Origin of the sequence: Ligilactobacillus agilis DSM 20509 (genome assembly GCF_001436215.1) — a bacterium.
Classification (GTDB): Bacteria; Bacillota; Bacilli; order Lactobacillales; family Lactobacillaceae; genus Ligilactobacillus; species Ligilactobacillus agilis.
In genome coordinates, this window is sequence record NZ_AYYP01000057.1 from 1 (window position 1) to 24,441 (window position 24,441).

Genomic DNA, 24,441 nt, shown 5'->3' on the forward strand with positions numbered 1-24,441 from the left:
AAAAAGCATGAAGTAGCGGGAAGTATCCACTATTTCATGCTTTCAAGTTTCAGTTATTAATTGAATACTTTTTAGAAATTTCATATATACCTTTTTCCTTAGCCTCTTTTAAAATTGATAGTTTTTGTGCTGAATTAAATTTTGGTTTTCTTGCCATAAAAAATACCCTCCAAGTATCTAGATGATTTTGTATATTTCATCTGTATACTTAGAAGGTATTATAGCCCTCGCTTACGGGGCTTTTTAGATGAATAGCGCCTAGTTTTGGGAATAAATCCAAGACTAGGCGCTGCTTTGATTTAGAAACTAGCGGGCTAGCTTCTTTTCGATGTATTTAGAAATTAAGGTTAAAATGGTAATGACTAACAGGTAGATGATTCCGATAATAGCCCACACCCGGAAACCCTGGAGGTTACGGGCGATGATAATCTTACCAGTTTGAGTTAATTCTAAGATGCCGATAACTGATAAAATTGAGGTATCCTTCAAGGTAATAATGAACTGGTTGATGAAAGAAGGAACCATAATCTTGATGGCTTGTGGTAAGATTACCCGCTTCATGGCTTTACCGTAAGGAAGTCCGAGACTGCGGGCAGCTTCCATCTGACCGACGTCGACAGACTCAATCCCCCCTTTAACAAAGGCGGCGGTATAAGCCCCTTCATTCAAGGTAAGGGTGATAATCCCAGCAATGAAGGCAGGAATCTTAATGCCGGTTAAAGCTGGCACCCCATTATAAATAAAGAGTGCAAGGACTAGTAGTGGTAAGCCACGGAAAATATAGATAACTGTACTTGAGAGACCTTGGCAGAATTTAGAAGGAACAACGCCCAAAAGGCCAAAGATAATCCCAAAGATAGTGGCAAAGAAAATCCCAACTAAAGTTAGGTAGATAGTCTTTTCTAACCCGGTTAAAAAGGCGCCGTGATTTTGTTTCAACAAGCCCAGGATGGTACTTTCTTTGTGGGCAGCTGCTTTATTCGCCTTTTGTTTGTTAATTGAAGCGGACCCGACGTACTTATTGACAATTTGTTGGTAGGTTCCATCAGCTTTGAGTTGCTTTAAACCATGATTGAATTTTTGTAATAACTCTTGATTTTGCCCCTTCATAACGGCAAAACCGTAGTAACCACCATCGGCTGGCTTAGTAGCTAATTTAAGTTTAGTCCCAGTTTTAACGGCGTATTGGAGAACGGGGCCGTCATCGAAACAGGCCACAGAGTTACCGGAAATCACATCGTTGTACATGTTATCGGAGTCATCGAAAGTAACGGTTTTAAAGCCGTACTTCTTTTGGATTGACTGGGCGTAGTTGGCAGCGGCGGTCCCGGTTTTAATGGCAACCCGCTTGCCCTTTAAATCCTTGTAACTACTGATGCTACTGTTTTTAGCAACGGCCATAACGTAGCCGGTCTTATAGTAAGGGTCGGAGAAATCAAAGGTTTTGCGGCGTTCAGGGGTAATCCCCATCCCGGCGATAACTCCATCAATTTGACCAGACTCCAGGGCTTGCACAGCAGCGTTAAAACCTAAGGCTTTGATTTTAACCTGAAACCCTTCCCGTTTAGCGATAGTTTTCATTAAATCAATATCAATTCCAACGTACTTATTATTATCATTAGCAAATTCAAAAGGGGGGTAGGTAACATCGGTCCCAATTACGTAAGTCTTAGCAGCAACTCGGTCTGGGTGAACCAAGGTAAAGAGGCACAGGGCCCCTAGAATTAATAATAAGCTTGAATAAATCTTTTTCATAAACAATTCCTCTCTTTGTGAATAAATAATAAGCACTTTTTCATAATACCATATTTTTCTAATCAAAACTAAAAAATATTCAGTTTTAGTTCGAGAAAAGACAATTTTTAGGGGTGAAAGTCCGCTTTTTAAATGAGAAAAGCAGCTAACTAACTTTAATTTAAGCATAAAAAAGTGCACCCTTCATAAATGAAGAGCGCACGGATAAGCAATTATTAAGCTTCGACTGCTTTGACAATCCAGCCTTCAGGAGCAGGTCTGTCACCGAATTGGATCCCAACTAATTCATCATAAAGCTTCTTAGTAACAGGGCCAACTTCAGTGGTGCTGTAGAAGACGTGGAAATCATCGCCGACTTGGAAACCACCGATTGGTGAGATAACGGCTGCAGTCCCGCAGGCACCCGCTTCAGCAAAGTTATCTAATTCGTCGACGTAAACGTCACCTTCAACGGCTTCCATCCCAAAGCGTTCCTTAGCCAAGTAAAGCAATGAGTACTTGGTAACGGAAGGTAAGATGGATGGGGACTTAGGAGTCACAAACTTCCCATCCTTAGTGATTCCAAAGAAGTTAGCCGAACCAACTTCTTCAATCTTTCTATGTTCAACTGGATCGAGGTAAATAGCATCTGAGAACCCAGCTTTGTGGGCCTTTTCACCTGGGTAAAGGCTGGCTGCGTAGTTGCCACCAACTTTGCTTGCCCCGGTCCCTTTATGAGCTGCCCGGTCATAATCAGAAGCAACAAAGTTAGTTGGAACCATGCCACCTTTGAAGTAGGAACCAACAGGCATTGCAAACACTGAGAAAATGTATTCACTTGCGGGGTGAACACCGATATTTTCACCCACACCGATAATATATGGACGGAGGTAGAGGGTAGCCCCAGTTCCATAAGGTGGAACGTAGGCTTCGTTGGCTTTAACCACTTGTTTTAAAGCATCAACAAACATTTCTTCTGGTACTTCTGGCATTAAGAGCCGCTTGCATGAATTTTGGAGCCGTTTAGCATTTTGGTCTGGTCTAAAGAGGTTAACACTACCGTCCTTACAACGATAAGCCTTTAACCCTTCAAAAGCTGCCTGCCCATAGTGTAAAACAGGGGAGCCTTCATTCATGGCCACGGTTGAATCTTCAGTCAAGCCGGCCTTGTGCCAAGCACCATCTTTCCAAAAGGCACGATAACGATAGGGCAAATCCATATATTCAAAGCCCAAATTTTCCCAATCTAAATCAACGGTTTGATGTTTTGTCATAATAAAAACCTCCTAAATGTCCATCAATTGTTTCCTATTATAACAAGCAAAATGAAAAAATCAATACTAAATCTAATAATTTTTTCATTTAATTAAAGCTTGAATGTAAGCCAAGAAATGTTGTTCTAAGGAACCTAAGTGGTTATTCTTACGCCAGGCGAGGACGTGGCCACTATGGTGGCTAGGTGCAAACGGGATAAACCGCAAATCTGGGTGGGCGTTGAGGGTGAGAATCCCCTCGATACCTAGGGCACAGTAGTTGTGGTTTAAGACAAGAAAGTTAGCGTTGCTAGGTAGGTTAATGAAGAATTTAGGACTTAAAGCTTGCAAAGGTGCTAGCCAAGAGTCGATTTCTGCTTTGACAATATTGCGCCTAGGGAGGATTAACTTTTCGTCTTTTAAGTCGCCTAGGCTAAAGCTTTTTTGCTTTGCTAGGGGGTGGGACTTATTAACGATGATGCCCCACTGATCGTAGTAAGGTAAAGTGAGAAAGTTATATTTGGCGGTTTCAACCGGCTCGATTAAAAAGGCAAAGTCTAAGTAGTGGGTATCTAGCTTTTCCTTAAGGTCGTCGCCATCCGCGTCATAGAATTCAAATTGAACTTGGGGGTGTTTAGCTTGGAAGGCTTGCAGCCAGTTGGCAACCTCAAGGGACAGCTTGGACTCAACGCAGCCAATTTTTAGTAACCCGGCCAAATCATTTTGCTGGGTTTGTAGCTCCTTTTTAGTAGTAGCTAGCAGGGAAAGGATTTGCTTAGCCCGTCTTTCAAAGGTGACCCCGGCTTCGGTTAGGGCCAGGTGGTGTTGACTCCTGGTTAGCAGTTGGGCGCCAACTTCTTCTTCTAACTTGGTTAACTGCCGCGAAAGGGTTGGTTGGGTAATATGCAGTTGTTGGGCGGCCTTGGTAATATTGCCCACCTGGGCTACTTTCAAGTAATAAGTAAGTAAACGAATGTCCATAAAATCACCTCAACTCTTATTATACATTTTAAGCATGATAAAGTGCTCATAATAGGTATTTTACAGAAAAGGGTTTCTTTTTTACTATTAATATAGTAGAAAGCGGGTGAAAGTTGTTGCCTGAGCTTTCTTTTTTTGAAAGGTGGCTAGAAAAATGGCTGAATTTGAACAAGCGGTAAAGGAAAATAACCTCTTTGGGTTAGGCAATTTAAATACGGCTTATGCCCAGTATTTCACTGGTGCTAGTTACTTGCAGGGGGGCTAGTGCAAGCCCAAAATGAAGTTGACGTCAACGTTGCCAACGTTAACTTTGAGCCTGGTTGTCGTAATAACTGGCACGTTCACCATGACGGCTTTCAGATTCTGTTAGTAACCGCGGGAAAAGGTTGGTACCAAGAAGCAGGAAAGCCGGCTAGGTTATTGTCAGCTGGTGACGTGGTGGTAATCCATGAAGGAATTAAACATTGGCACGGGGCAACCAAGACTAGTTGGTTTTCACATTTAGCGATTACTAAGGGAACTAGCGAGTGGTTAGAAGCTGTGACTGATGAAGACTATACTAAGTTAGGTTAGGTGATAACATGGTTAAAAAACAAACTGCAGGTCGTAAGCAACTGGGGGACTTTGCCCCTAAGTTTGCCGAATTAAATGATGACGTTTTATTTGGCCAAGTGTGGGCGCGCGAAGATAAACTGTCCGCCCACGAACGGAGTGTGATTACAATTACGGCCTTGATTGCCGGCGGAAACTTTGAACAACTGAAATATCACCTGCAAGTAGGTAAGGATAATGGTATTAGCAAGGAAGAGATTAGTGAAATCATTACCCACTTGTCCTTTTATGTAGGTTGGCCTAAAGCCTGGTCGGCCTTCAATTTGGCCAAGGAAATCTGGGCTTAGTATGAAAGACGTTTCAAGTGAAGCGTCTTTTTTTGTAAAAAAATGAAAAATTTTACTTACACGAAAATTTTATTTTTGTTATGCTAATCATCGGACCTAAAAAAGGTTAAAGAATTTCATAAGCATAAGAAAGAAGAGAGGTTTTATTTTTTGGAACAAACAAAACAAGTAACCGCAATGCGGGCACGAGTTGAAGTCGACCGTCCGTGGTTAGCAATGACAAGTATGTTGATTGGGGCCTTTGTAGGGATGTTATCCGAAACGTCACTTAACATTGCCTTACCTAGTTTAAAGCTAGCGTTAGGGGTAGAAACCTCTACCCTCCAATGGTTAGTAACGGGCTACATGTTGATTATTGGGATTATCTTGCCCTTCTCAAGCTTAATTTCTAAGTGGTTTACAACTAGACAAACGGTTATTTTTGCTTTAGCCGATTTCTTAGTCGGAGCAGTGATTTCCGCAACTGCCAGTGGTTTTGGCCAGTTACTCTTAGGGCGGATGATTCAGGGGATTGGGACCGGGTTAATCTTACCATTAATGTTTACGGTGGCAATGCAAATTTTCCCACCTCAAAAATTAGGGGCCGCCATGGGGGTTAGTGCCCTGGTGATTATGTTTGCCCCTGCGATTGGCCCAACCTTAACGGGGCTATTACTAGCTAAGTTATCCTGGAATTGGATTTTCTGGTCATTTGCAATTATTCTTGCAATCGCATTGGCATTTGCAATCTTTGGCTTGAAAAACGTTGCAGAAATTACCAAGCCTAAGGTTGATTTCTTATCCCTAGTAGAATCTGTAATTGGCTTTGGTGCCTTAGTTATGGGAGTGAGCTTTGCCAGTGAATTAGGTTGGAGTTCGCCTGTTGTGCTAGGCCTTCTAATCGTCGGAATCGTGGTCTTATTCCTTTATTCTAAGCGGCAATTAAGTTTAGCTAGCCCAATTTTAAACATCAAGATTTTTGCTAAGCCAGCCTTCAGAACCGGGGCGGTTTTAGTCATGTTGGACTTTGCTATTATCTTATCCGCAATGTACCTCTTGCCACAATATATTCAAAGCGGCTTAGCTTTGCCAGTAGCCTTGACTGGGATGATTATGCTTCCCGGGGGGATTATTAATGCGGTGGTGTCTGCTTTGGCAGGCCGGCTTTATGATAGCCACGGTGCTAAAATGCCAGCACGGATCGGCTTTGCGATTGCGCTAGTTGGGGCCATTATGCTAGCCTTGGTAAAGCCAACTAGTTCGGTCGCATACGTAATCTGCGCTCACATCATTATGATGATTGGTTGTCCGTTGGCAATGTCTCCTTCACAAACTCACGCCCTAAATGCCTTAGAGGGGGTGGAATCTGCAGACGGAAGTACGATTATGAACACCATGCAACAAATTGTTGGGGCGATTGCTACTGCCTTAGCAACCAGTTTCTTAATGTTAGGTCAAAGTTTCTATAACGGTGCTAACAAGCAAGCAGCCTTTACAAACGGGGTGCACTTTGGTATTTACTTTACCATTGTCTTAGCAGTGGTGGGCTTATGCTTAGCCTTTAAGTTAAAGGATCCTGCTAAGAGTAAGGATGTAGACTTAAACAACAAATAGTTAAAGAATTAACCAAAAATAAGATAGATAGGAAGATTAATTTAAGTAAAATAACGGCTTGAGTCAGCTAGACCCAAACCGTTACTACTTAGGTTAATCTTTTTTTGACCGTTTTTTTAAAAGGGCTAAAATTCCGAGCGTAATAGTTGTAAAAATCCCGGTGAAAGCGATAAAATCAAGGAAAAGACAGATGAAAAATAAGGTGGTACTAGCTAGAACTTTGAGTACGTAAAAAGTAAGGCCTAAAAAGATAATGCCGCATAGCCAGCTAGCAATTCCTAAGGCAATTAAAAACCGTTTGAATTTTTGCAAGTCGTTCACCTCCAAAGCCAGTTTATAAGCAGTATTATAAACCGTCTCGGGGGAACTGGCTAGGTTAACAGTGGCCAATAGTTTGTGCACTGGCTAAGTGATAAAACTCACATTAAGGAATTTTTTTAGATGAAAAGCTAAAAATAAGCGCTAAAATTTAGGTTTTGTTCAACCTTTATGATAGTTCAAAAATTTACAATGTTTACAAGCTTATGTGAACGGGTTATTATTTCTAATGTAAGCGGTATATAAACGGTATTCTAAATAGTTTTGGAATAAGTAAGCAACACTATTTCTGAATAGGAATATTGTTAAACAAGGAGGAATCATAATGACTAAGGGTATTGATTTAAAAGACTATTTTGCAACGCCTGAAACCAAAACGGTTAAGGTTTTAGATGGGAGTGGCAAAGTTGTCAATGAGGACTTTTTCCCAGATTTGAGTGACGACCAATTAGTAGAACTATTTAAGCAAATGGTTTGGTCCCGGATTTTAAATGAACGCTCTACTAAGCTAAATCGGCAAGGACGGTTGGGCTTCTTTGCACCAACAGCCGGGGAAGAAGCGAGTCAAATTGGCTCAAACTTTGCAATGGAAAAAGAAGACTTTCTACTACCAGCCTATCGTGATGTACCGCAATTAGTGCAACATGGCTTACCACTTTACAAGGCCTTCTTATGGTCACGGGGCCACGTTGAAGGAAATGAATATCCAGCAGATTTACAGGCTTTGCCACCACAAATCATCATCGGGGCTCAATATGTTCAAGCTGCTGGGGTAGCCTTAGGTTTACAAAAGAAGGGCTCTAAGAATGTGGCTTACACTTACACTGGTGATGGTGGTACTTCCCAAGGTGACTTCTATGAAGGAATTAACTTTGCCGGCGCCTTCAAATCACCAGCTGTCTTCATTGTTCAAAATAACGGGTACGCTATTTCTGTTCCCCGGGCAACCCAAACGGCGGCGCCAACCCTATCACAAAAGGCAGTTGCAGCTGGAATTCCAGGCGTGCAAGTTGACGGGATGGATGCTTTAGCGGTTTATGCTGTAACTAAGGCTGCCCGCGAATGGGCGGCTGCCGGCAATGGACCTGTCTTGATCGAAACTTTGACTTACCGGTTTGGACCACATACTTTATCCGGGGACGATCCAAAACGTTACCGGACCTCAGAAGAAGAAAGTGAATGGCAAGAAAAGGACCCATTGATTCGGATGAGAACCTTCCTTGATAAGAAGGGCCTTTGGAGCCAAGAACAAGAAGAAGCTTGGACTAAAGAAGTAAATGAACAAATTGATGAAGCAATGGCTAAGACTGAAGCTGCACCAGTGCAAAAGGTTAGTGACTTCTTGAAGAATACATTTGTGGAAACACCAGCCGTAATCCAAGAACAAATTGACGTATACGCAGCTAAGGAGGGCAAGTAAGATGGCTAAGACAACAATGATTAAGGCGATTACCCAAGCCTTGGACCAAGAAATTAAACGTGACGATAAAGTGCTAGTATTCGGTGAAGACGTCGGTAGAAACGGGGGGGTTTTCCGGGCAACTGACGGCTTACAAGATGCCAACGGTAAAGACCGGGTCTTTGATACCCCGTTAGCAGAATCAGGTATCGGTGGGCTGGCAACTGGGTTAGCCCTCCAAGGCTTCCGGCCCGTACCTGAAATCCAATTCTTTGGCTTTGTCTTTGAAGTAATGGATGAAATTGCTGGGCAAATCTCACGGATTGGACACCGAATGGGTGGTACGAGAAAGATGCCAATCACAATTAGAGCTCCATTTGGTGGAGGGGTCCACACGCCAGAATTGCACTCCGATAGTTTAGAAGGGTTAATGGCACAAACACCAGGCTTGAAGGTAGTTGTTCCAAGTGGTCCTTACGATGCCAAGGGCTTACTTTTGTCAGCTATTCGTTCAGACGACCCAGTAGTCTTCTTAGAACACATGAAGCTATACCGGTCCGTTAAAGAAGAAGTACCTGACGAAGAATACACCATTCCATTGGATAAGGCAGCAGTTAAGCGGGAAGGTAAGGATGTCTCAATCATTACCTACGGTTATATGGTTCAAGAAAGTCTCAAAGCAGCCGCTGACTTAGCTAAGGAGGGCATTGAAGCTGAAGTTTTAGACCTCAGAACGATTTCACCACTAGATGAAGAAGCTATCTTAGCAACGGTTAAAAAGACTGGCCGGGCAGTCATCGTTCAAGAAGCCCAACGCCAAGCTGGGGTTGCAGCACAAGTAGCTTCTGTAATTGCTGAAAAAGGGATTTTAAGTTTGGAAGCACCAATTGGTCGGGTAAGTGCTCCTGATACACCATATCCATTCAGTGAAGCTGAAAGTATCTGGTTGCCTAATAAAGCAGATATTATTGCGAAAGTGAAAGAAACAGTTAATTTCTAAATGAGGGGTGCAAAAAATGAGCAAATATCAATTTAAATTGCCAGACATTGGTGAAGGAATTGCCGAAGGAACCATTGGTGAATGGCATGTTAAAGAAGGGGACAAGGTTGAAGTAGACGGAGACCTTGTTCAAATTGAAAATGATAAGTCTGTTGAAGAATTACCATCACCAGTCGCTGGGACGGTGACTAAGATTTTAGTTGCTGAAGGTGAGGTTGCTGAAGTCGGCGATCCGTTAATCGAACTAGAAGTTGCAGCTGGTCAAGGCAATGTCAGTGATGACACCCCAGCCCCAGCAACCAAGAGTGAAGCACCTGTCGCTGGTGGAGCTGATGTTTACCAATTCAAGTTGCCAGATATCGGCGAAGGAATTGCTGAGGGGACAGTTGGTGAATGGCATGTTAAGGTGGGAGACACTATTTCTGCCGACGATGATTTAGTTCAAATTGAAAATGATAAGTCGGTTGAAGAATTGCCATCACCAGTTGCTGGGACTATCACTAAGATTTTAGTTTCTGAAGGTGAAGTGGCAGAAGTCGGTGATGTTTTAGTTGAACTAGCTGTGGCGGCAGGTCAAGGCAACGCCTCTGCAAGTGCAGTTGCCAAAGCCACACCAGCTGCTGCCCCAACAGGCGCTAAGCCAGCAGCCACTGTTGGCCAAGCTCAAGATCACAGTTTACCTGTATTAGCAATGCCATCAGTGCGGGCTTATGCGCGTGAACAAAATGTTGATTTGACTAAGGTTAATGGGAGTGGTAACCACGGTCAAGTCTTACGAACTGACGTTGACGCCTTTATTGCTAACGGCGGTGCTAGTCCGGTTGAAAAGGTAGTTCCTACAACTGACCTCCGCGAAGAAGAAGTTGCAACTAGCCCAGCTAAGGTTAAGGCCACCGTTCAAGCTTTAGACGCCCAATGGCCAGAACACCGTGAAAAGATGGACCAAATTAGGAAGGCAACAGCTAAGTCAGTTAGCCGGTCTGTGGCTGAAATTCCACACGTTCATATCTTTGACGAAGTGGTGGTTGACAAGTTATGGGCTCACCGCAAGAAGTACAAGGAACTGGCTGCTAGTCGGGACGTTAAGTTAACCTTCTTAGCTTACATTGTTAAAGCCTTGGCGGTTGTTATGAAGGAGTACCCAGTCTTTAACTCCTCTGTTGATATGGATAATAATGAAATTGTCTACAAGGATTTCGTTAACGTCGGGATTGCGACTGATACTCCACGGGGCTTGTTCATGCCAAATATCAAGAATGCTGACCGCCTCAGCCTCTTCAACATTGCCCGGGCAATCAGTGAAAACACAGCTAAGGCTAAGGATGGCAAGCTAACTGCTACTGATATGCATAATGGGGGCATGTCCATTACTAACATTGGTTCTGTTGGTGGAGGTTACTTCACTCCAGTTATTAACTGGCCTGAAGTAGCAATCTTAGGAATCGGCAGAATTACCCAAGAACCAGTTGTCTTAGACGATAAGGTTCAAGTGGCCCGGGTCATGAAGTTAACCTTAGCCTTCGATCACCGAGTAATTGATGGTGCAACGGGCCAAAGTGCGATGAACCGTTTGAAAGAATTATTAGCTGACCCAGAATTACTATTGATGGAAGGATGATTGACAGATGGTAGTTGGAGATTTTGCAATTGATTTAGACACAGTTGTTATTGGTGCAGGCCCTGGTGGTTACGTTGCTGCGATTCATGCGGCTGAATTAGGCCAAAAGGTAACTGTGATTGAACGTGAATTTATTGGTGGGGTTTGTTTAAACGTTGGATGTATTCCATCTAAGGCTTTAATCGAAGCGGCCCACCACTATCAACACGCGATGGATTCCCAAGACATGGGGTTGCAGGTCACTGCTGCTAAGCTTGACTTTACCAAGACCCAAGAATGGAAGAAAAGCGTGGTTGACCGCTTAACCGGTGGGGTTGCAAGCCTCTTTAAGAAGCATCATATCGATGTAATTTGGGGGAGTGCTTATTTAAAGGATGCCCACAGCTTACGGGTTATTGGGGAAGATAAGGCCCAAACCTATACCTTTAACAATTTGATTATTGCGACTGGTAGTCACCCAATCGAAATTCCTAACTTCAAGTTTGAAGGCCGGGTAATTGATTCAACTGGTGCTTTAAGTTTGACCGAAGTTCCTAAGGAATTGGTGGTTGTCGGCGGGGGTTACATTGGCTCTGAACTTGCTTCTGCCTACGCTAACTTAGGCGCTCACGTAACAATCTTAGAAGGTTCTAACAGTATTTTAGCCAACTATGAACGCGACTTGGTGAAGGTGGTAGAACATCACTTTAGTGAACAAGGAGTGGATATCTACACCGAAGCAATAGCTAAGCGGGCAGAACAAAACGGTGATAAGGTTGAAGTGACCTTTGAAGTTAAGGGTGAAGAAAAGACCATCACCGCTGATTACTGCATCGTTTCAGTAGGGCGGCGTCCAAACACCAAGGATATGGGACTTGAACAAGTTGGTATCAAGGTTGACCAACGTGGCTTGATTGAAGTTGACAATCAAAGCCGGACGAGCGTTGAAAACATCTATGCGATTGGTGACGTCGTACCAGGGTTTGCCTTAGCTCACAAGGCTTCTTATGAAGGTAAGGTTGCAGCCGAAGCAATTTCTGGAAAGGCAACAACGGTTGATTACCACGCAATGCCAGCAGTCTGCTACACAGATACTTCCGTTGCAACGACCGGGTTAACCTTCGCGGAAGCCAAGGACCAAGGCTTAGATGTTAAGAAATCCCAGTTCCCATTTGCAGCTAACGGTCGGGCCATCTCTATGAATTCGACTGACGGGTTTGTGCGCTTGGTTTACCTAAAGGATAGTGGGATTTTAGTCGGGGCTCAAATTGTCGGGGTCCACGCTAGTGACTTAATCAGTGAGTTGACCTTGGCGATTGAATCAGGTAACACGGTGGAAGATATTGCCTTAACAATCCACCCACACCCATCTATCGCTGAAGCAGTTATGGACGTAGCTGACGTGGCAATTGGTTTCCCAACTAATATCTAGGAAAGAAATAAAGATTTGGAAGTGTAAATAATGCCTAAGATGAGATATATTGCAATGAAAACCGATGATATTCGGACCAACCTCGCAACGGAACAGTATTTGATGAATAGTGGTAAGTTAGAACCCCCATTTATGTTATTTTATATTGAAAAACCATGTATCATCGTTGGTCGTAACCAAAACACCTTAGAAGAAATTAACCAAAAGTATTGTCAAGAACACAACATTACCATTACCCGCCGCTTATCTGGTGGGGGCGCAATGTACCAAGATCTTGGTAATATGTGCTTTAGCTTCGTAGTGCAAGCAGATAAGCAAAAATTTGGTGATTTTAAGTCATTGGTTAAGCCAGTTGTCGATGCTTTGCATGAAATGGGGGCAACTGAAGCAGAAGTTACTGGGCGTAACGATATTGTTATCGACGGTAAGAAGTTTTCTGGTAATGCAATGTATTCTCGTAACGGTAAGACCTTTAGCCACGGAACATTGATGTTTGATGTCAATACCGATAGCGTGGCTGATGCCTTAAACGTGCCTAAGGACAAGATTGAATCTAAGGGGATTAAATCAGTTAGAAGTCGGGTAACTAATATTAAGCCATACCTTAAACCAGAGTACCAAGAGCTTGATACTTATCAATTTAGGGATGAATTGATTAAGAAAATTTGGGGAGTTGCTACTATTGAAGAAGCTAAGGCTTACGAGTATGAGTTAACTGCCGAAGATCAAGCTGGAATTGCTGAGATTGAACAAAAGCTCTATAAGAATTGGGACTGGGTTTATGGTAAGTCACCGGAATTTTCTGTTCAAAAACGGAAGCACTTTGATGGTGGTACGATTGATGCCCGCTTCCAGGTTGAAGAAGGCAAGATTAAGGAATTAAAGATTTATGGTGATTTCTTTGGCCCTGGGGATGTAACTGAACTTGAAGATGCTTTACGGGGGCAAGAATATACGCCAGACAAGATGATAGCGGTCTTAACTAAGCTTGACTTGGGCAAGTACTTTGTGGGAATTGCCCAGGAAGATGTTATTGACTTACTGGCATATCAACACTAAGGAAAAGACCACTTTGGCTGGACTGCGCAATGCCAAGGTGGCCTTTTTTAATTAGGTAGGTGAAAGTGATGATTAGTTGGCAGTTAGGGATAATGCAAACTTGTGATAACTTTGCGACCATGCCCTTTAGGCTAGAACAATTGGCGCAGGTTGTTGCGTACACGCCCTTTTTAAGTGGTAACAAGGTGAGGTTGGTGTTAAGCAACCTTTATGGGGAGGCGGACCTTTATTTTGATGAGATTTACCTAAGCAAAGAGGAAAAGTTTCATGTGAAACACCAGGTAACTTATTTAAAACAAAAGCAAGTGGTGATTCGCCGGGGACATAAATTACAGACAGACCCACTAACTTTAAAAGTACAAGCCGGCGAAAAGCTCTACGTTTGGATGAAGGCTAGTAGAAAGCAGACTTACGCGGACGTGGCTAGTACCTACGCTACTGATTTGATCAACGCTAGTTATGGGCAGAAGTTTGACTACTGTCCTAGCCTGCGAGTAAATGAGTACCAGCGGAAAAGCTGGTTTAGCCTGGAAGGGATTTTGGTTTGGACTAAGCACAAGCCCAAGGTCGTTGAGTTTGCCGGCGATTCTTTGATGGAGATGGGCTTTGTTAGCCAAGCCTTAGGAAAACTTTTTCTAGAGGAGTATCCGCAGCAGGTTACCTATTTAAATACCGCCGTTTCAGGTAGCAGGTTACTTTATGATTGCCCAACGGATAGTCTCTTGCTAGCCACTTATGGGCAAAGTTTATTAAAACGTAAGCCTAAGCCAAACAGTGTGGCCCTAAGCATTTGCTTTTGTGGGGGCAATGACTTGTTGTTGCCGGCCTATAGTAGCCAAGCTAGTAAGCAAGTGGTGACGCCGGCTGAATTGGTGGCTGGTTTTAGGGAGTTACTAACTAGCTGGCCTAACCCGGTGGTTAGTTCAACGATTTTGCCCGCCAAAAAGATTCAAGCTCAAAGCGAGGCTACGAGGCTAGCGGTTAACCAGGAGCTAAGCAGTTGGTCCCAGATATTTGACGGGGCCAAGCTGCTAGTGGATGGGCAGGGCAAGTTAAAACCAACTTACCAATTAGGGGATGGGTTGCATATCAACCAGGCTGGTGGTAATTTGTTAGCTCAGCAGCTTTTGGCCTTCCTAAAAACTAACAGTCTGCTATAATTAAGAAAAAACGAAGGAAGTTGTTCATGTATAATTTAATTCCAGATACCATGATTGAAGTTAAAACTAAACTAGACTGGCTCCTAGCTAATGGCTTTGACGCTACCGAGGATTCGGTTATCCAAGATGGAATTTTAGCCGGAGCAGACTTAATGTTTGAAGACGCATTAGAAGGGCCCTACTGGACGGTCTTGTGGGCAGTAGTCGATGAGAAGCTTTTAGTCAGGGGGGCCTTAGGGGAAACGGTTGGTTACATCACGCCCCGGTCAGGTTTTAGTAAGTTTAGTGACGACTTTAAGCAAAATGCACCGTCAACTTGGTTTAACATTTCGAGTCAAGTTGAAAAATTAGTCTAGGTAAAAAGCTGGCTGTTCATAACGAACAGTCGGTTTTTAATTTCTAGTCACCCTTTTATCCGAACAAACTTAACAAAGCCCAAAAAAATAATTTGTGATTTAGCGAACAATAGCTTATACTAGACTTACATTTAAGTAACGAGGTGGATTAAATGAAGGCAATCTTAACAACCGTTGGGCAAGACCAAGTCGGAATTATTGCGGGCGTCAGCAACTACTTGGCCCAAAAGCAGATTAATATCTTAGATGTCAGTCAAACCATTATGAGTGGTTATTTTACAATGATGATGATGGTCGAAGTTCCTAGTGCGGACCTGGATTTTGTTCAAGTCGCCACGGAATTGAAAGATTTAGGAACTAAGTTAGGGGTGGAAATTAATATCCGTAACGCGGACCTCTACCAAGCCATGCACCAACTATAAGGGAGGGAAAACGATGGAAACAGCCAAGATTCTCGAAACAATTCATATGATTTCAGACGAAAATCTAGATGTTAGGACCATTACGATGGGGATTTCCCTGCTCGATTGTATTGACAGTGATTCTAGCGTGGCTTGTCAAAAAATTTATGACAAGATTACGAGCAAGGCCAAGGACCTAGTTAAGGTTGGTCAAGCAATTGAAGCCGAATACGGGATTCCGATTATTAATAAACGGATTTCAGTAACACCAATTTCCTTAATTGCGGCTGCTAGTCATGATAAGGACTACCTTAAGTATGCTCACACTTTAGATAGGGCGGCTAAGGCAGTGGGGGTCAACTTTATCGGTGGTTTTTCTGCCTTGGTGCAAAAGGGTTACCAAACCGGAGATCAAACCTTGATTGCCTCTTTGCCCCAGGTCTTAGCAGAAACGGAGTTAGTTTGTGCCTCCGTTAACGTAGGCTCAACTAGAAGTGGAATCAACATGGATGCCGTTAAACAAATGGGGCAAGTGGTGGTGGCAGCTTCGAAAAAAGATGTGATGACTAACGCTAAGATGGTAATCTTTTGTAATGCGGTTGAAGATAATCCGTTTATGGCCGGGGCTTTTCACGGAGTGGGTGAACGCGATGTGGTCATTAACGTCGGTGTTTCTGGTCCGGGGGTAGTTAAAACCGCGCTAGAAAAGGTCAAAGGGCAACCGCTAGATGTGGTCGCTAACACCATCAAGGAAACGGCCTTCAAGGTAACCCGGATGGGTCAGCTGGTAGGAACGGTGGCCTCAGAGCGCTTGGAGGTACCGTTTGGAATCGTGGACCTTTCGCTAGCACCCACACCCGCAGTGGGTGACTCAGTTGCCCAGGTGTTAGAAGAAATTGGCCTGGAGCAGGTCGGAACCCACGGGACAACTGCAGCCTTAGCGATGCTAAATGACGCCGTGAAAAAAGGTGGGATTATGGCATGTAGCCAAGTCGGTGGGTTGTCAGGAGCCTTCATTCCCGTCTCGGAAGACGCTGGGATGATTGATGCAGTTAGGGCAGGTTGCCTTAACATCGAGAAGCTAGAAGCCATGACGGCCGTCTGCTCGGTGGGGTTAGACATGATTGCCGTCCCAGGTGATACCCCTGCCGAAACAATTAGCGCCATGATTGCAGATGAAGCTGCTATCGGGATGATTAACAACAAGACAACCGCGGTTAGGGTAATTCCAGTTCCCGGTGCTAAGGTAGGTGACAAGGTGGAATTTGGGGGCTTGCTTGGTCACGCTCCAGTGATGGCCGTAAATTCGGCTAGTTCCGCAGAGATGATTAACCGCGGGGGACTAATTCCCGCACCAATTCATAGCTTTAAAAATTAATTAGACAAGTCGTGCTTGGAAATAAATAGTAAGTGCCAGCGGCAAGTAAGGAAAAGTCCTTATTTGTCGCTATTTTTAATTTTTGGTGGCGGTTTCTTGATGGTTTTGTCGGTGATTATGATTGATTTTGAATGAATTTAAATTAACAACTAAGAAACCGAATACAAATTTAAAATAATAGATGTAAACCTTGCCTTTATTAGGGTTGCAAGCTTCTGTTAGTGATGATTTTGGTGAGTAAGGCAGATTTTTTCATGAAAAATAAGCAAAAACAGGCGGTAAATTCCCGAAAAAGTGAAGGTATTTGAAGCTTTTTGAAATTTTATGATTGATTTTTAGATTTAAGGGTGCTATTATATTGAAGGAGGTAATGAAAGTGCTTGCAGAAGAACGACATCAAATCATTCTAAATTTGCTTAAAACTAATAGCATCGTCAAGCTCCAAGACATCTGTGAGCAAACGCAATGTTCCGAATCATCGGCGCGGCGTGATCTACAGCTCCTAGAGGAACAAGGACTCTTGGTAAGGGTTCATGGGGGAGCCAAGATTAAATATTCGCTCCAGCGTGAATTGGATATGACTGGGAAAGCTTCAAGAAATACCCAGGAAAAAGCTGCGATTGCTACGGCTGCTCAGGCTCACGTCCAAGCGGAAGATGTAATTTATTTGGATGCGGGGACATCTACTTTAGCCTTAATTTCTTCATTAAATCCAAGCTTACAGCTAACGGTTGTTACTAATGGTGTGATGCATGCCTCACTATTAGCTGACCGGGGGATTAGGACCATCTTGGTTGGTGGCGAATTGAAGAATACCACGAAGGCGATTGTGGGGGTTGAAGCTGTCGAAGCCTTGAAGAAGTATCGGTTTAACAAGACTTTTCTAGGAATTAACGGGATTCATCCTAAGTATGGCTACACGACCCCTGATCCCGACGAAGCGGCGGTTAAAGCGGTGGCGATAGAGCAAAGTGAACAAGTCTATGTCTTGGCAGACTCAAGCAAGTTTGATGCTGTTTCTTTTGTGAAAGTAGCCGAAATTGGTCAGGCGACCATCATTACTAGTAAGTTACCTCAACGTATTGCAGGTCAGTATAGTAATCAAACAACCATTCAGGAGGTTTTAACATGATTTATACGGTAACAGTCAATCCCTCGATTGATTATATCGTGCAACTAAAAGAACTAACTTTAGGTGAAGTCAACCGGATGGACTATGACAACAAGTTGCCAGGTGGGAAGGGAATCAACGTTTCCCGGATTTTAAAAGAGCTTGGTTTAGATAATGTTGCCTTAGGTTTCTTAGGTGGTTTTACTGGTCAGTTTGTTAAGGAAGAATTAGAAAAGGTTGGTTTGAAGACTAACTTCACTCCCGTAGCTGAAGATACACGGATTAACGTTAAGATTAAGGCTCAAAGCGAGACGGAAATTAATGGCCGGGGCCCTAAGATTTCCGAAGCAGAAGTAGCGGCCTTCAAAGCGCAATTTGACAAACTAACTGCTGACGACGTGGTTATTTTTGCTGGGAGTTTAGCTCCTAACCTTGATGATAACTTTTACTTTGATTTAATTGAACTTATTCGCTCTAAGGGAGCCCAATTCGTAATTGATACTACCGGTGAAAGTTTACTCAAGACCTTAGCACAAAAGCCATTAGTGGTTAAACCAAATAACCATGAGTTAGCAGACTTATTCGACGTTGAATTTACAGGTATGGATGACATCGTTAAGTACGGGCGGAAGTTATTAGACTTAGGTGCACAACATGTTTTAATCTCAATGGCCGGTGACGGTGGGTTGATGATTACTAAGGACAAGGTTTATCGCTCTTATGCCCCTAAAGGGACTGTGATTAACTCCGTTGGTGCTGGTGACTCAATGATTGGGGGCTTCGTTGGGACTTACGCTAAGACTAAAGATCCACTAGAAGCTTTCCGTTATGGACTAGCATGTGGTTCAGCCACAGCCTTCTCCGAAGACTTGGCTGATAAGGCTAAGATTGATGAAATCTTACCATTAATTAAGATTGAAGAATACTAAAAAGAATTACTAAATTAAGGAAGTGTTTATTCATGGACATTCGTGACTTATTGATGAAAGACATCATGATCATGGATTTAAAGGCAACTACTAAAGCCGAAGTAATCGATGAAATGGTTCACAATTATTTCGTCAAGGGAATTATCAGTGACGAAGAACTCTATAAAAAAGATATCCTTGCACGTGAAGCTCAATCAAGTACAGGGATGGGGGAAGGAATCGCTATTCCACACGCCCACGATACAGCTGTTAAGAAGCCAGCCGTAATGTTTGCTAGAAGTGAAAAGGGGATTGACTACGACTCAATGGACGGTAAGCCAGCCCACCTCTTCTTCATGATTGCTGCTCCAGAAGGCGGCGACAACACGCACCTTCAAGCCTTGGCTGCTTTATCCCAAGTCTTAATGAACCCAGACGTGGTTAATGCTTTGAAGGCTTCAACAACTGCAGACCAAGTCCAAGACATCTTCGCTAAGGCTGTGGCTGAAAAAGAAGCTCAAAACAAGGCTGAAGAAGAAGCTGAAAAAACAGCCGCTAACACCAACAGTGGTCGTCCTTACATTGTAGCTGTAACAGCCTGTCCAAACGGGATTGCCCACACATACATGGCTGAAGAAAACTTGAAGAAAGCTGCTAAGGCTTTAGGGGCTGACATCAAGGTTGAAACTAACGGGTCTGAAGGGGTTAAGCACCGCTTGACTGCTGACGAAATTTCCCGGGCCGTCGGGGTCGTAATTGCAGCCGACAAAAAGGTTGAAATGGGCCGTTTTGATGGCAAGCCACTTGTAAACAAGCCAGTTACAGCCGGGATTCAACACCCAGAAGATTTGATTCAACAAGTGCTTGACGGCAACGCCTCCGTTTACCACGCAACTGGTGATGACAGCAGCTCGTCAGCTGAATCAGATGGGACTGTTTGGGGTAACATCTACAAGCAATTGATGAATGGGATTTCCCACATGCTTCCATTCGTTATCGGTGGTGGGATTTTAATCGCAATCTCCTTCATCGTTGAACAATACATGGGTGGAGCTAAGGCCCCTGCCTTCATCTTCTTGAACAGTGCCGGTAGTTTAGCCTTTGCCTTCATGGTACCTGTTTTAGCTGCTTACATTGCCGAATCAATTGGTGATAAGCCTGCCTTAATGCCTGGGTTTGTCGGTGGGTTCATGGCCTCAATCGCTAACTCATCATTAGGTGGAGCTTACCACGTTAACTTCCAAGCTAACTCAACTTCTCCATCTGGTTTCTTAGGTGGGATTGCCGCTGGGTTTATTGCTGGTTACTTAGTATTAGGCTTGAAGAAGTTATTCGCTGGTCTGCCACGTTCAGTTGAAGGAATGAAACCAATGTTGCTTTACCCAATCTTTGGTTTACTCTTCATTGCCTTGGTAATGTACTATGTAATCAACCCAATCTTTAGTACTATTAACATCTGGATTACTCACTTCTTGAACGGAATGGGTACAGGTAACTTAGTTCTCTTGACTTTAGTCTTAGCCGGAATGATGTCAATCGATATGGGTGGTCCTTTCAACAAGGCTGCTTACGTCTTTGCTTCCGGGGCATTTGCTAACGATCCTAAGTCCGCAACAGCTGCAATCTTAATGGCTGCTGTTATGGTTGGGGGGATGGTTCCTCCATTTGCAACTGCTATTGGGACTGCTTTCTTCAAGAACAAGTACACTGAAGACGAACGTCGTGCCGGTGTTACTAACTGGGTTTTAGGTTTCTCATTCATTACTGAAGGGGCAATTCCATTTGCTACAGCCGATCCAGGTCGGGTTATCCCTTCATGTATCGTAGGTTCAGCTGTTTCTGGTGCCATCGTTGGTGCAATGCGGATTGGTATTCCAGCTCCTCACGGTGGTTTCTGGGTATCACCATTAGCAACTAACGTTTGGGGTTACTTCTTAGCCGTAATCGTTGGCTCAATCGTAGCCGCTTTGATTATGAGCTTCTGGAAGAAACCAGTTGAAAAGTAAAAATTAATTAAAATCTCCCCCGCTTCTAAGGTGCTTTAGCTTACTTTGGAGGCGGGGGTTTTTCTTATAAATTACAAATTAACAACAAATCAATAAAGGCGTTGCAAGTTAGTACAATATCGCTTACGATAAAGCAAGTTAGAAAAACTAGGGGTGAAAAAGTTGGAATTAAAAAAGAGATACAAAATGTATAAGGCCGGCAAGGCTTGGGTGGTAGCACCTGTAGTCTTTTTGGGGTTAGTAGCTGGGTTAAGTACCAACGTTAAGGCGGTGGCGGCTGACACGGTGAGCCAAGCACAGACAACGACGGTAACGGCTGACGCAAGTAGCCAAAGTTTAACTAGTCAGACCAATACGGCTAGTTCAGAAGCGACGGATTCAAGTCAAGCACAAAGTACGACCAGTGCTGCTACTAGTACGGTCGCAACCACAGCTACTAGCGAAGCTAGTGGGCCTGTAAGCTCAACTTCAGCTGAAAGCACCAGCAGTCAAGCGGTTAGTTCAGAAGCACCGGCTAGCCATGCTTCTACGACGGTGACAAGCCAAGCAAATACCAGCGTGGCGACAGCTAGTGTTGAAGCTAAGGCTAAGGTGGCCCCGGCTAGTTCGGAAGCTAAAGAAGATTATCCAACTCCGGCAGCTTACGTTGAGAAAAACGAAGGGGGCCACTGGTACCTTTACGTTGGTAAGCAAAAACAAACTGGCTTCCAAAAGTTAAAGGACGGCCGGGTGGTTTACTATAATAACGCCGGCCAAATGCAATATGGGCAACAAAATATTCAAAGTTACTGGTACTTATTTGACCAAGTCAATGGGGCCATGAAGTATGGCTTCCAAAGAATTGCCGACCAAAACAAGACCGTTTACTACAACGGGGCCGGCCAAATGCTCTACGGCCAACAAAATATTGGCGGTCACTGGTACAACTTCGATAAGGTAACAGGTAAGATGTCCACTGGCTTTACCCGCATTGCCGACCAAAACAAGACTGTTTATTACAACGCCCAAGGCCAGATGCAATATGGTTTCCAAGAAATCAACCAGGCTAAATACTACTTTGACAAGTGGACTGGGGCGATGGCCAAGGGCCTACAAATCATTGCCAACGCTAAGTACCTCTTCGGTAACGACGGCAAGATGCAAACCGGCCAAAGATATCTCGGTGGTTACTGGTATAATTTCGACCAAGTAACCGGTAAGATGTCGACGGGCTTCACTCACCTCAAAGACCAAAACAAGACCGTTTACTATAATGCCCAAGGGCAAATGCAATACGGCCAACAAAATATTGGTGGCTACTGGTACTTATTTGACAAGGTAACCGGGGCTATGAAGACCGGTTTCCAATACATCGCTGACCAAAAGAAGGAAGTTTACTATAACAAGGACGGCCAGATGCTCTACGGTTTCCAAAAGGTTGGTGGGTCGACTTATTACTTTGACCCTGCACTAGGTACAAAGGCCACCGGCCAAAAGAATATCAACGGTCACTGGTACTACTTTAACGGTAGTGGGGTGATGGCAACCGGTTTTACTTATCTACCAGATCAAAAGAAGAAGGTTTACTATAACGACCAAGGGCAAATGCTCTATGGTTTCCAAACAATCAAAGATAAGACCTACTACTTAGATCCAGTCACTGGAACTTTGGCTACGGGGCAAAAGAACATCAATAATCACTGGTACAACTTCAACCCTGAGACCGGTGAGCTGGCATTAGGCTTTACCTACCTGCCAAGTGAAAAGAAGATGGTTTATTATAACGAGGCTGGCCAAATGTTATATGGGAGCCAAACAATTGCTGGGAACCAGTACTACTTTGATTTAACGACTGGGGCCATGAAGCAAGACGAGCTAGTCTATAATCAAAAGGCTAAGGGGCTAAGTTATTATGGTAAGGATGGCAAGCAAGTTAAGGGTCAGGTAACCATCAATAACCAAAAGTATGACTTCACTAATGGTTACTTGAAAGTAGCTAAACAACAATTGGTTACACTTAAGAATAAAACCTACTTAGTAAGTGGTGCGCAGGTAATCACTGGCCAACAACAGTTCAATAACCACTGGTATTATTTCAACCCAACCACCGGTGAAATGGCTACGGGCTTGACCTACTTGCCAGACCAAAAGAAGACCGTTTACTATAACGGCGCTGGGCAGATGCAGTATGGGCAACAAAATATTGCTAAGCACTGGTATTACTTCAATCCCGCAACGGGAGCAATGGCAACTGGGTTGACCTACTTACCAGACCAAAAGAAGACCGTTTACTATAATGCCCAAGGGCAAATGCAATACGGCCAACAAAACATTGGCGGTCACTGGTACCTATTCGATAGTGTGACTGGGGCCATGAAGACTGGTTTCCAAGATATTGCTGACCAAAATAAGACGGTTTACTACAACCAGGCCGGGCAAATGCAATATGGCCGGCAAAATATTAACGGGCACTGGTATTACTTCGATACTAATACCGGGAACATGCAACGAGGCTGGAAGCTAGCCGGACGTGATTGGTACTATTACGATGCTAAAACTGGCCAAATGCAAACCGGTAATTTAACTATTAACGGAGTAAATTACAGCTTGGACGGTAATGGAAAACAAATCCTAAATTACAGTGTGGATTACACTTACGCCTTGGCAGCCGGTGAAGGTGATGATGCTACGGCAGCAAATAACTACATTGTTCTTCACGAAGTTGGTGTAGATACGGGGGCTGCAGTCAATGCTAGTTACTTTAAGCATAACTTGAACAGTAGTGAAACCTACGTAACCTTTGTAATCGGTGATGGCGGGAAGGTTTACCAGGTTGGGACTCCAGGCCAAGTGTCTTGGGGGGCTGGCTCCAATGCCAACCATAATGCGCCGGTCCAAATCGAATTAGGCCGGACCTGGAATAGCAGGCAATTCTGGCAAGATTACACTACTTATGTCAGGGTAGCTCGTGATATGGCCGGCAAATACGGGATTCCGTTGAGCTTAGATGCTGGCGGAGCTGGTACGCCAGGAATTAAGAGTCATAATTGGGTCAGCCATAACATCTGGGGTGACCACGTTGATCCATATGGCTACCTAGCAAGATTTGGGGTAACTAAAGACAAACTAGCACATGATTTACTTTATGGAATCTAACTAAGTAAAAATGCCACTTATTCACTTGGGAATAGGTGGTATTTTTTTGAGAAGTTACAAAACGGCTACAAACTCAAATGAGGGCTTGCATTAATCTGAGGATTAACCTACCATAATCTTTGTGAAAAGTTTATTTTTTATAAAGGGAATAGGTGATACTCTTGGAAAAAAGTGAAATGAAAAAGCGTTTCAAAATGTATAAGGCCGGCAAAGCTTGGGTAGTTGCGCCCCTAGTCTTCTTTGGGTTAGCCGCTGGGTTGAGCGCTAACGTTAAGGCAGTAGCTGCTGACACAGTTAGCCAAGCACAGAAAACAACGGTAACGGCCGCCGCAAGTAGTCAAAGCCAAACAAGCACGGCTAGTTCAGAAACAACGGCAACTAGTCAAGCTACAAGTACAGCTAGTGCAAGTGATAGTACAGCTACTAGTGAAGCAACAGCAAGCTCAAGCCAAGCAACAAGCACCAGCAGCCAAGTAGCTAGTTCAGAAGCACAAACAAGCCAAGCTTCCACGACGGTGACAAGCCAGGCCAGTGCTAGTGTGGCAACGGCTAGCGTTGAAGCTAAGGCCAAGGTGGCCCCGGCTAGTTCAGAAACTAGTCAGACTTCTGAAGCTAAAGAAGACTATCCAACTCCGGCAGCTTACGTTGAGAAAAACGAAGGGGGTCACTGGTACCTTTACGTTGGTAAGCAAAAACAAACTGGCTTCCAAAAGTTAAAGGA

At 43.8% G+C, this 24,441-nt stretch carries 19 protein-coding genes and 1 pseudogene; 17 read left to right on the forward strand and 3 right to left on the reverse strand.

All coding sequences use genetic code 11. The features are described 5' to 3' along the window. Nucleotides 1-306: 306 nt before the first annotated feature. From FC14_RS06125 to FC14_RS06135, 3 genes are all read right to left on the reverse strand, one after another. Nucleotides 307-1,755, reverse strand: coding sequence for an amino acid ABC transporter substrate-binding protein/permease (locus FC14_RS06125; RefSeq protein ID WP_056976912.1), 1,449 nt, complete (start codon nucleotides 1,753-1,755; stop codon nucleotides 307-309). 215 nt (nucleotides 1,756-1,970) lie between these two features. Further along, nucleotides 1,971-3,008, reverse strand: coding sequence for a branched-chain amino acid aminotransferase (locus FC14_RS06130; RefSeq protein WP_056976913.1), 1,038 nt, complete (start codon nucleotides 3,006-3,008; stop codon nucleotides 1,971-1,973). A gap of 84 nt (nucleotides 3,009-3,092) precedes the next feature. Beyond that, nucleotides 3,093-3,968: a LysR family transcriptional regulator gene (locus FC14_RS06135; protein ID WP_056976914.1), complete on the reverse strand. Its 876-nt coding sequence runs from the start codon at nucleotides 3,966-3,968 to the stop codon at nucleotides 3,093-3,095. Nucleotides 3,969-4,122: 154 nt separating this feature from the next. Here FC14_RS06135 and FC14_RS06140 point away from each other — a divergent pair. From FC14_RS06140 to FC14_RS06225, 17 genes and pseudogenes are all read left to right on the forward strand, one after another. Next, nucleotides 4,123-4,541: pseudogene (locus FC14_RS06140) on the forward strand (cupin domain-containing protein). An 8-nt stretch (nucleotides 4,542-4,549) separates the two neighbouring features. Continuing rightward, a complete protein-coding gene (locus tag FC14_RS06145; protein WP_056976915.1) occupies nucleotides 4,550-4,867 on the forward strand; it encodes a carboxymuconolactone decarboxylase family protein in 318 nt (105 codons plus the stop codon). A gap of 177 nt (nucleotides 4,868-5,044) precedes the next feature. After that, entirely contained in the window at nucleotides 5,045-6,460 is a 1,416-nt protein-coding gene (locus FC14_RS06150) for a DHA2 family efflux MFS transporter permease subunit (protein ID WP_156655764.1), read from the forward strand. A 643-nt stretch (nucleotides 6,461-7,103) separates the two neighbouring features. Continuing rightward, entirely contained in the window at nucleotides 7,104-8,198 is a 1,095-nt protein-coding gene (gene pdhA, locus FC14_RS06160) for a pyruvate dehydrogenase (acetyl-transferring) E1 component subunit alpha (RefSeq protein ID WP_056976918.1), read from the forward strand. Between the two features lies 1 nt (nucleotide 8,199). Next, nucleotides 8,200-9,177 carry an alpha-ketoacid dehydrogenase subunit beta gene (locus FC14_RS06165; RefSeq protein WP_050611344.1) on the forward strand — a complete coding sequence of 326 codons (978 nt, stop codon included), beginning with the start codon at nucleotides 8,200-8,202 and terminating at the stop codon, nucleotides 9,175-9,177. Nucleotides 9,178-9,193: 16 nt separating this feature from the next. After that, nucleotides 9,194-10,795 carry a 2-oxo acid dehydrogenase subunit E2 gene (locus tag FC14_RS06170; RefSeq protein ID WP_082618705.1) on the forward strand — a complete coding sequence of 534 codons (1,602 nt, stop codon included), beginning with the start codon at nucleotides 9,194-9,196 and terminating at the stop codon, nucleotides 10,793-10,795. 7 nt (nucleotides 10,796-10,802) lie between these two features. Further along, entirely contained in the window at nucleotides 10,803-12,206 is a 1,404-nt protein-coding gene (gene lpdA / locus FC14_RS06175; RefSeq protein ID WP_056976919.1) for a dihydrolipoyl dehydrogenase, read from the forward strand. Between the two features lie 39 nt (nucleotides 12,207-12,245). After that, nucleotides 12,246-13,265, forward strand: a complete 1,020-nt coding sequence (locus FC14_RS06180) for a lipoate--protein ligase (RefSeq protein WP_056976948.1) — start codon at nucleotides 12,246-12,248, stop codon at nucleotides 13,263-13,265. Nucleotides 13,266-13,333: 68 nt separating this feature from the next. Then, nucleotides 13,334-14,425 (forward strand): SGNH/GDSL hydrolase family protein, encoded by a 1,092-nt coding sequence (locus tag FC14_RS06185; protein ID WP_056976920.1) that lies wholly within the window; start codon nucleotides 13,334-13,336, stop codon nucleotides 14,423-14,425. A 26-nt stretch (nucleotides 14,426-14,451) separates the two neighbouring features. Further along, nucleotides 14,452-14,781: a hypothetical protein gene (locus tag FC14_RS06190; RefSeq protein WP_050611341.1), complete on the forward strand. Its 330-nt coding sequence runs from the start codon at nucleotides 14,452-14,454 to the stop codon at nucleotides 14,779-14,781. A gap of 152 nt (nucleotides 14,782-14,933) precedes the next feature. Next, complete coding sequence (locus FC14_RS06195; RefSeq protein WP_050611340.1) at nucleotides 14,934-15,203, forward strand: ACT domain-containing protein; 270 nt, start codon at nucleotides 14,934-14,936, stop codon at nucleotides 15,201-15,203. A gap of 13 nt (nucleotides 15,204-15,216) precedes the next feature. After that, on the forward strand, nucleotides 15,217-16,560 hold the full coding sequence (locus tag FC14_RS06200; RefSeq protein WP_056976921.1) for a PFL family protein: 1,344 nt from the start codon (nucleotides 15,217-15,219) through the stop codon (nucleotides 16,558-16,560). Between the two features lie 376 nt (nucleotides 16,561-16,936). Next, complete coding sequence (locus FC14_RS06205; RefSeq protein ID WP_278781326.1) at nucleotides 16,937-17,692, forward strand: DeoR/GlpR family DNA-binding transcription regulator; 756 nt, start codon at nucleotides 16,937-16,939, stop codon at nucleotides 17,690-17,692. Then, nucleotides 17,689-18,600: a 1-phosphofructokinase gene (gene pfkB / locus FC14_RS06210; RefSeq protein WP_056976923.1), complete on the forward strand. Its 912-nt coding sequence runs from the start codon at nucleotides 17,689-17,691 to the stop codon at nucleotides 18,598-18,600. The genes FC14_RS06205 and pfkB overlap by 4 nt, the downstream gene beginning before the upstream one ends. Before the next feature lie 32 nt (nucleotides 18,601-18,632). Further along, on the forward strand, nucleotides 18,633-20,585 hold the full coding sequence (locus tag FC14_RS06215) for a PTS fructose transporter subunit IIABC (protein ID WP_056976924.1): 1,953 nt from the start codon (nucleotides 18,633-18,635) through the stop codon (nucleotides 20,583-20,585). A 162-nt stretch (nucleotides 20,586-20,747) separates the two neighbouring features. Further along, a complete protein-coding gene (locus FC14_RS06220) occupies nucleotides 20,748-23,720 on the forward strand; it encodes an N-acetylmuramoyl-L-alanine amidase (protein ID WP_478211998.1) in 2,973 nt (990 codons plus the stop codon). Between the two features lie 161 nt (nucleotides 23,721-23,881). Continuing rightward, nucleotides 23,882-24,441, forward strand: a 560-nt coding sequence (locus FC14_RS06225) for a KxYKxGKxW signal peptide domain-containing protein (RefSeq protein WP_169790256.1), incomplete at its 3' end; no start/stop codon positions are given.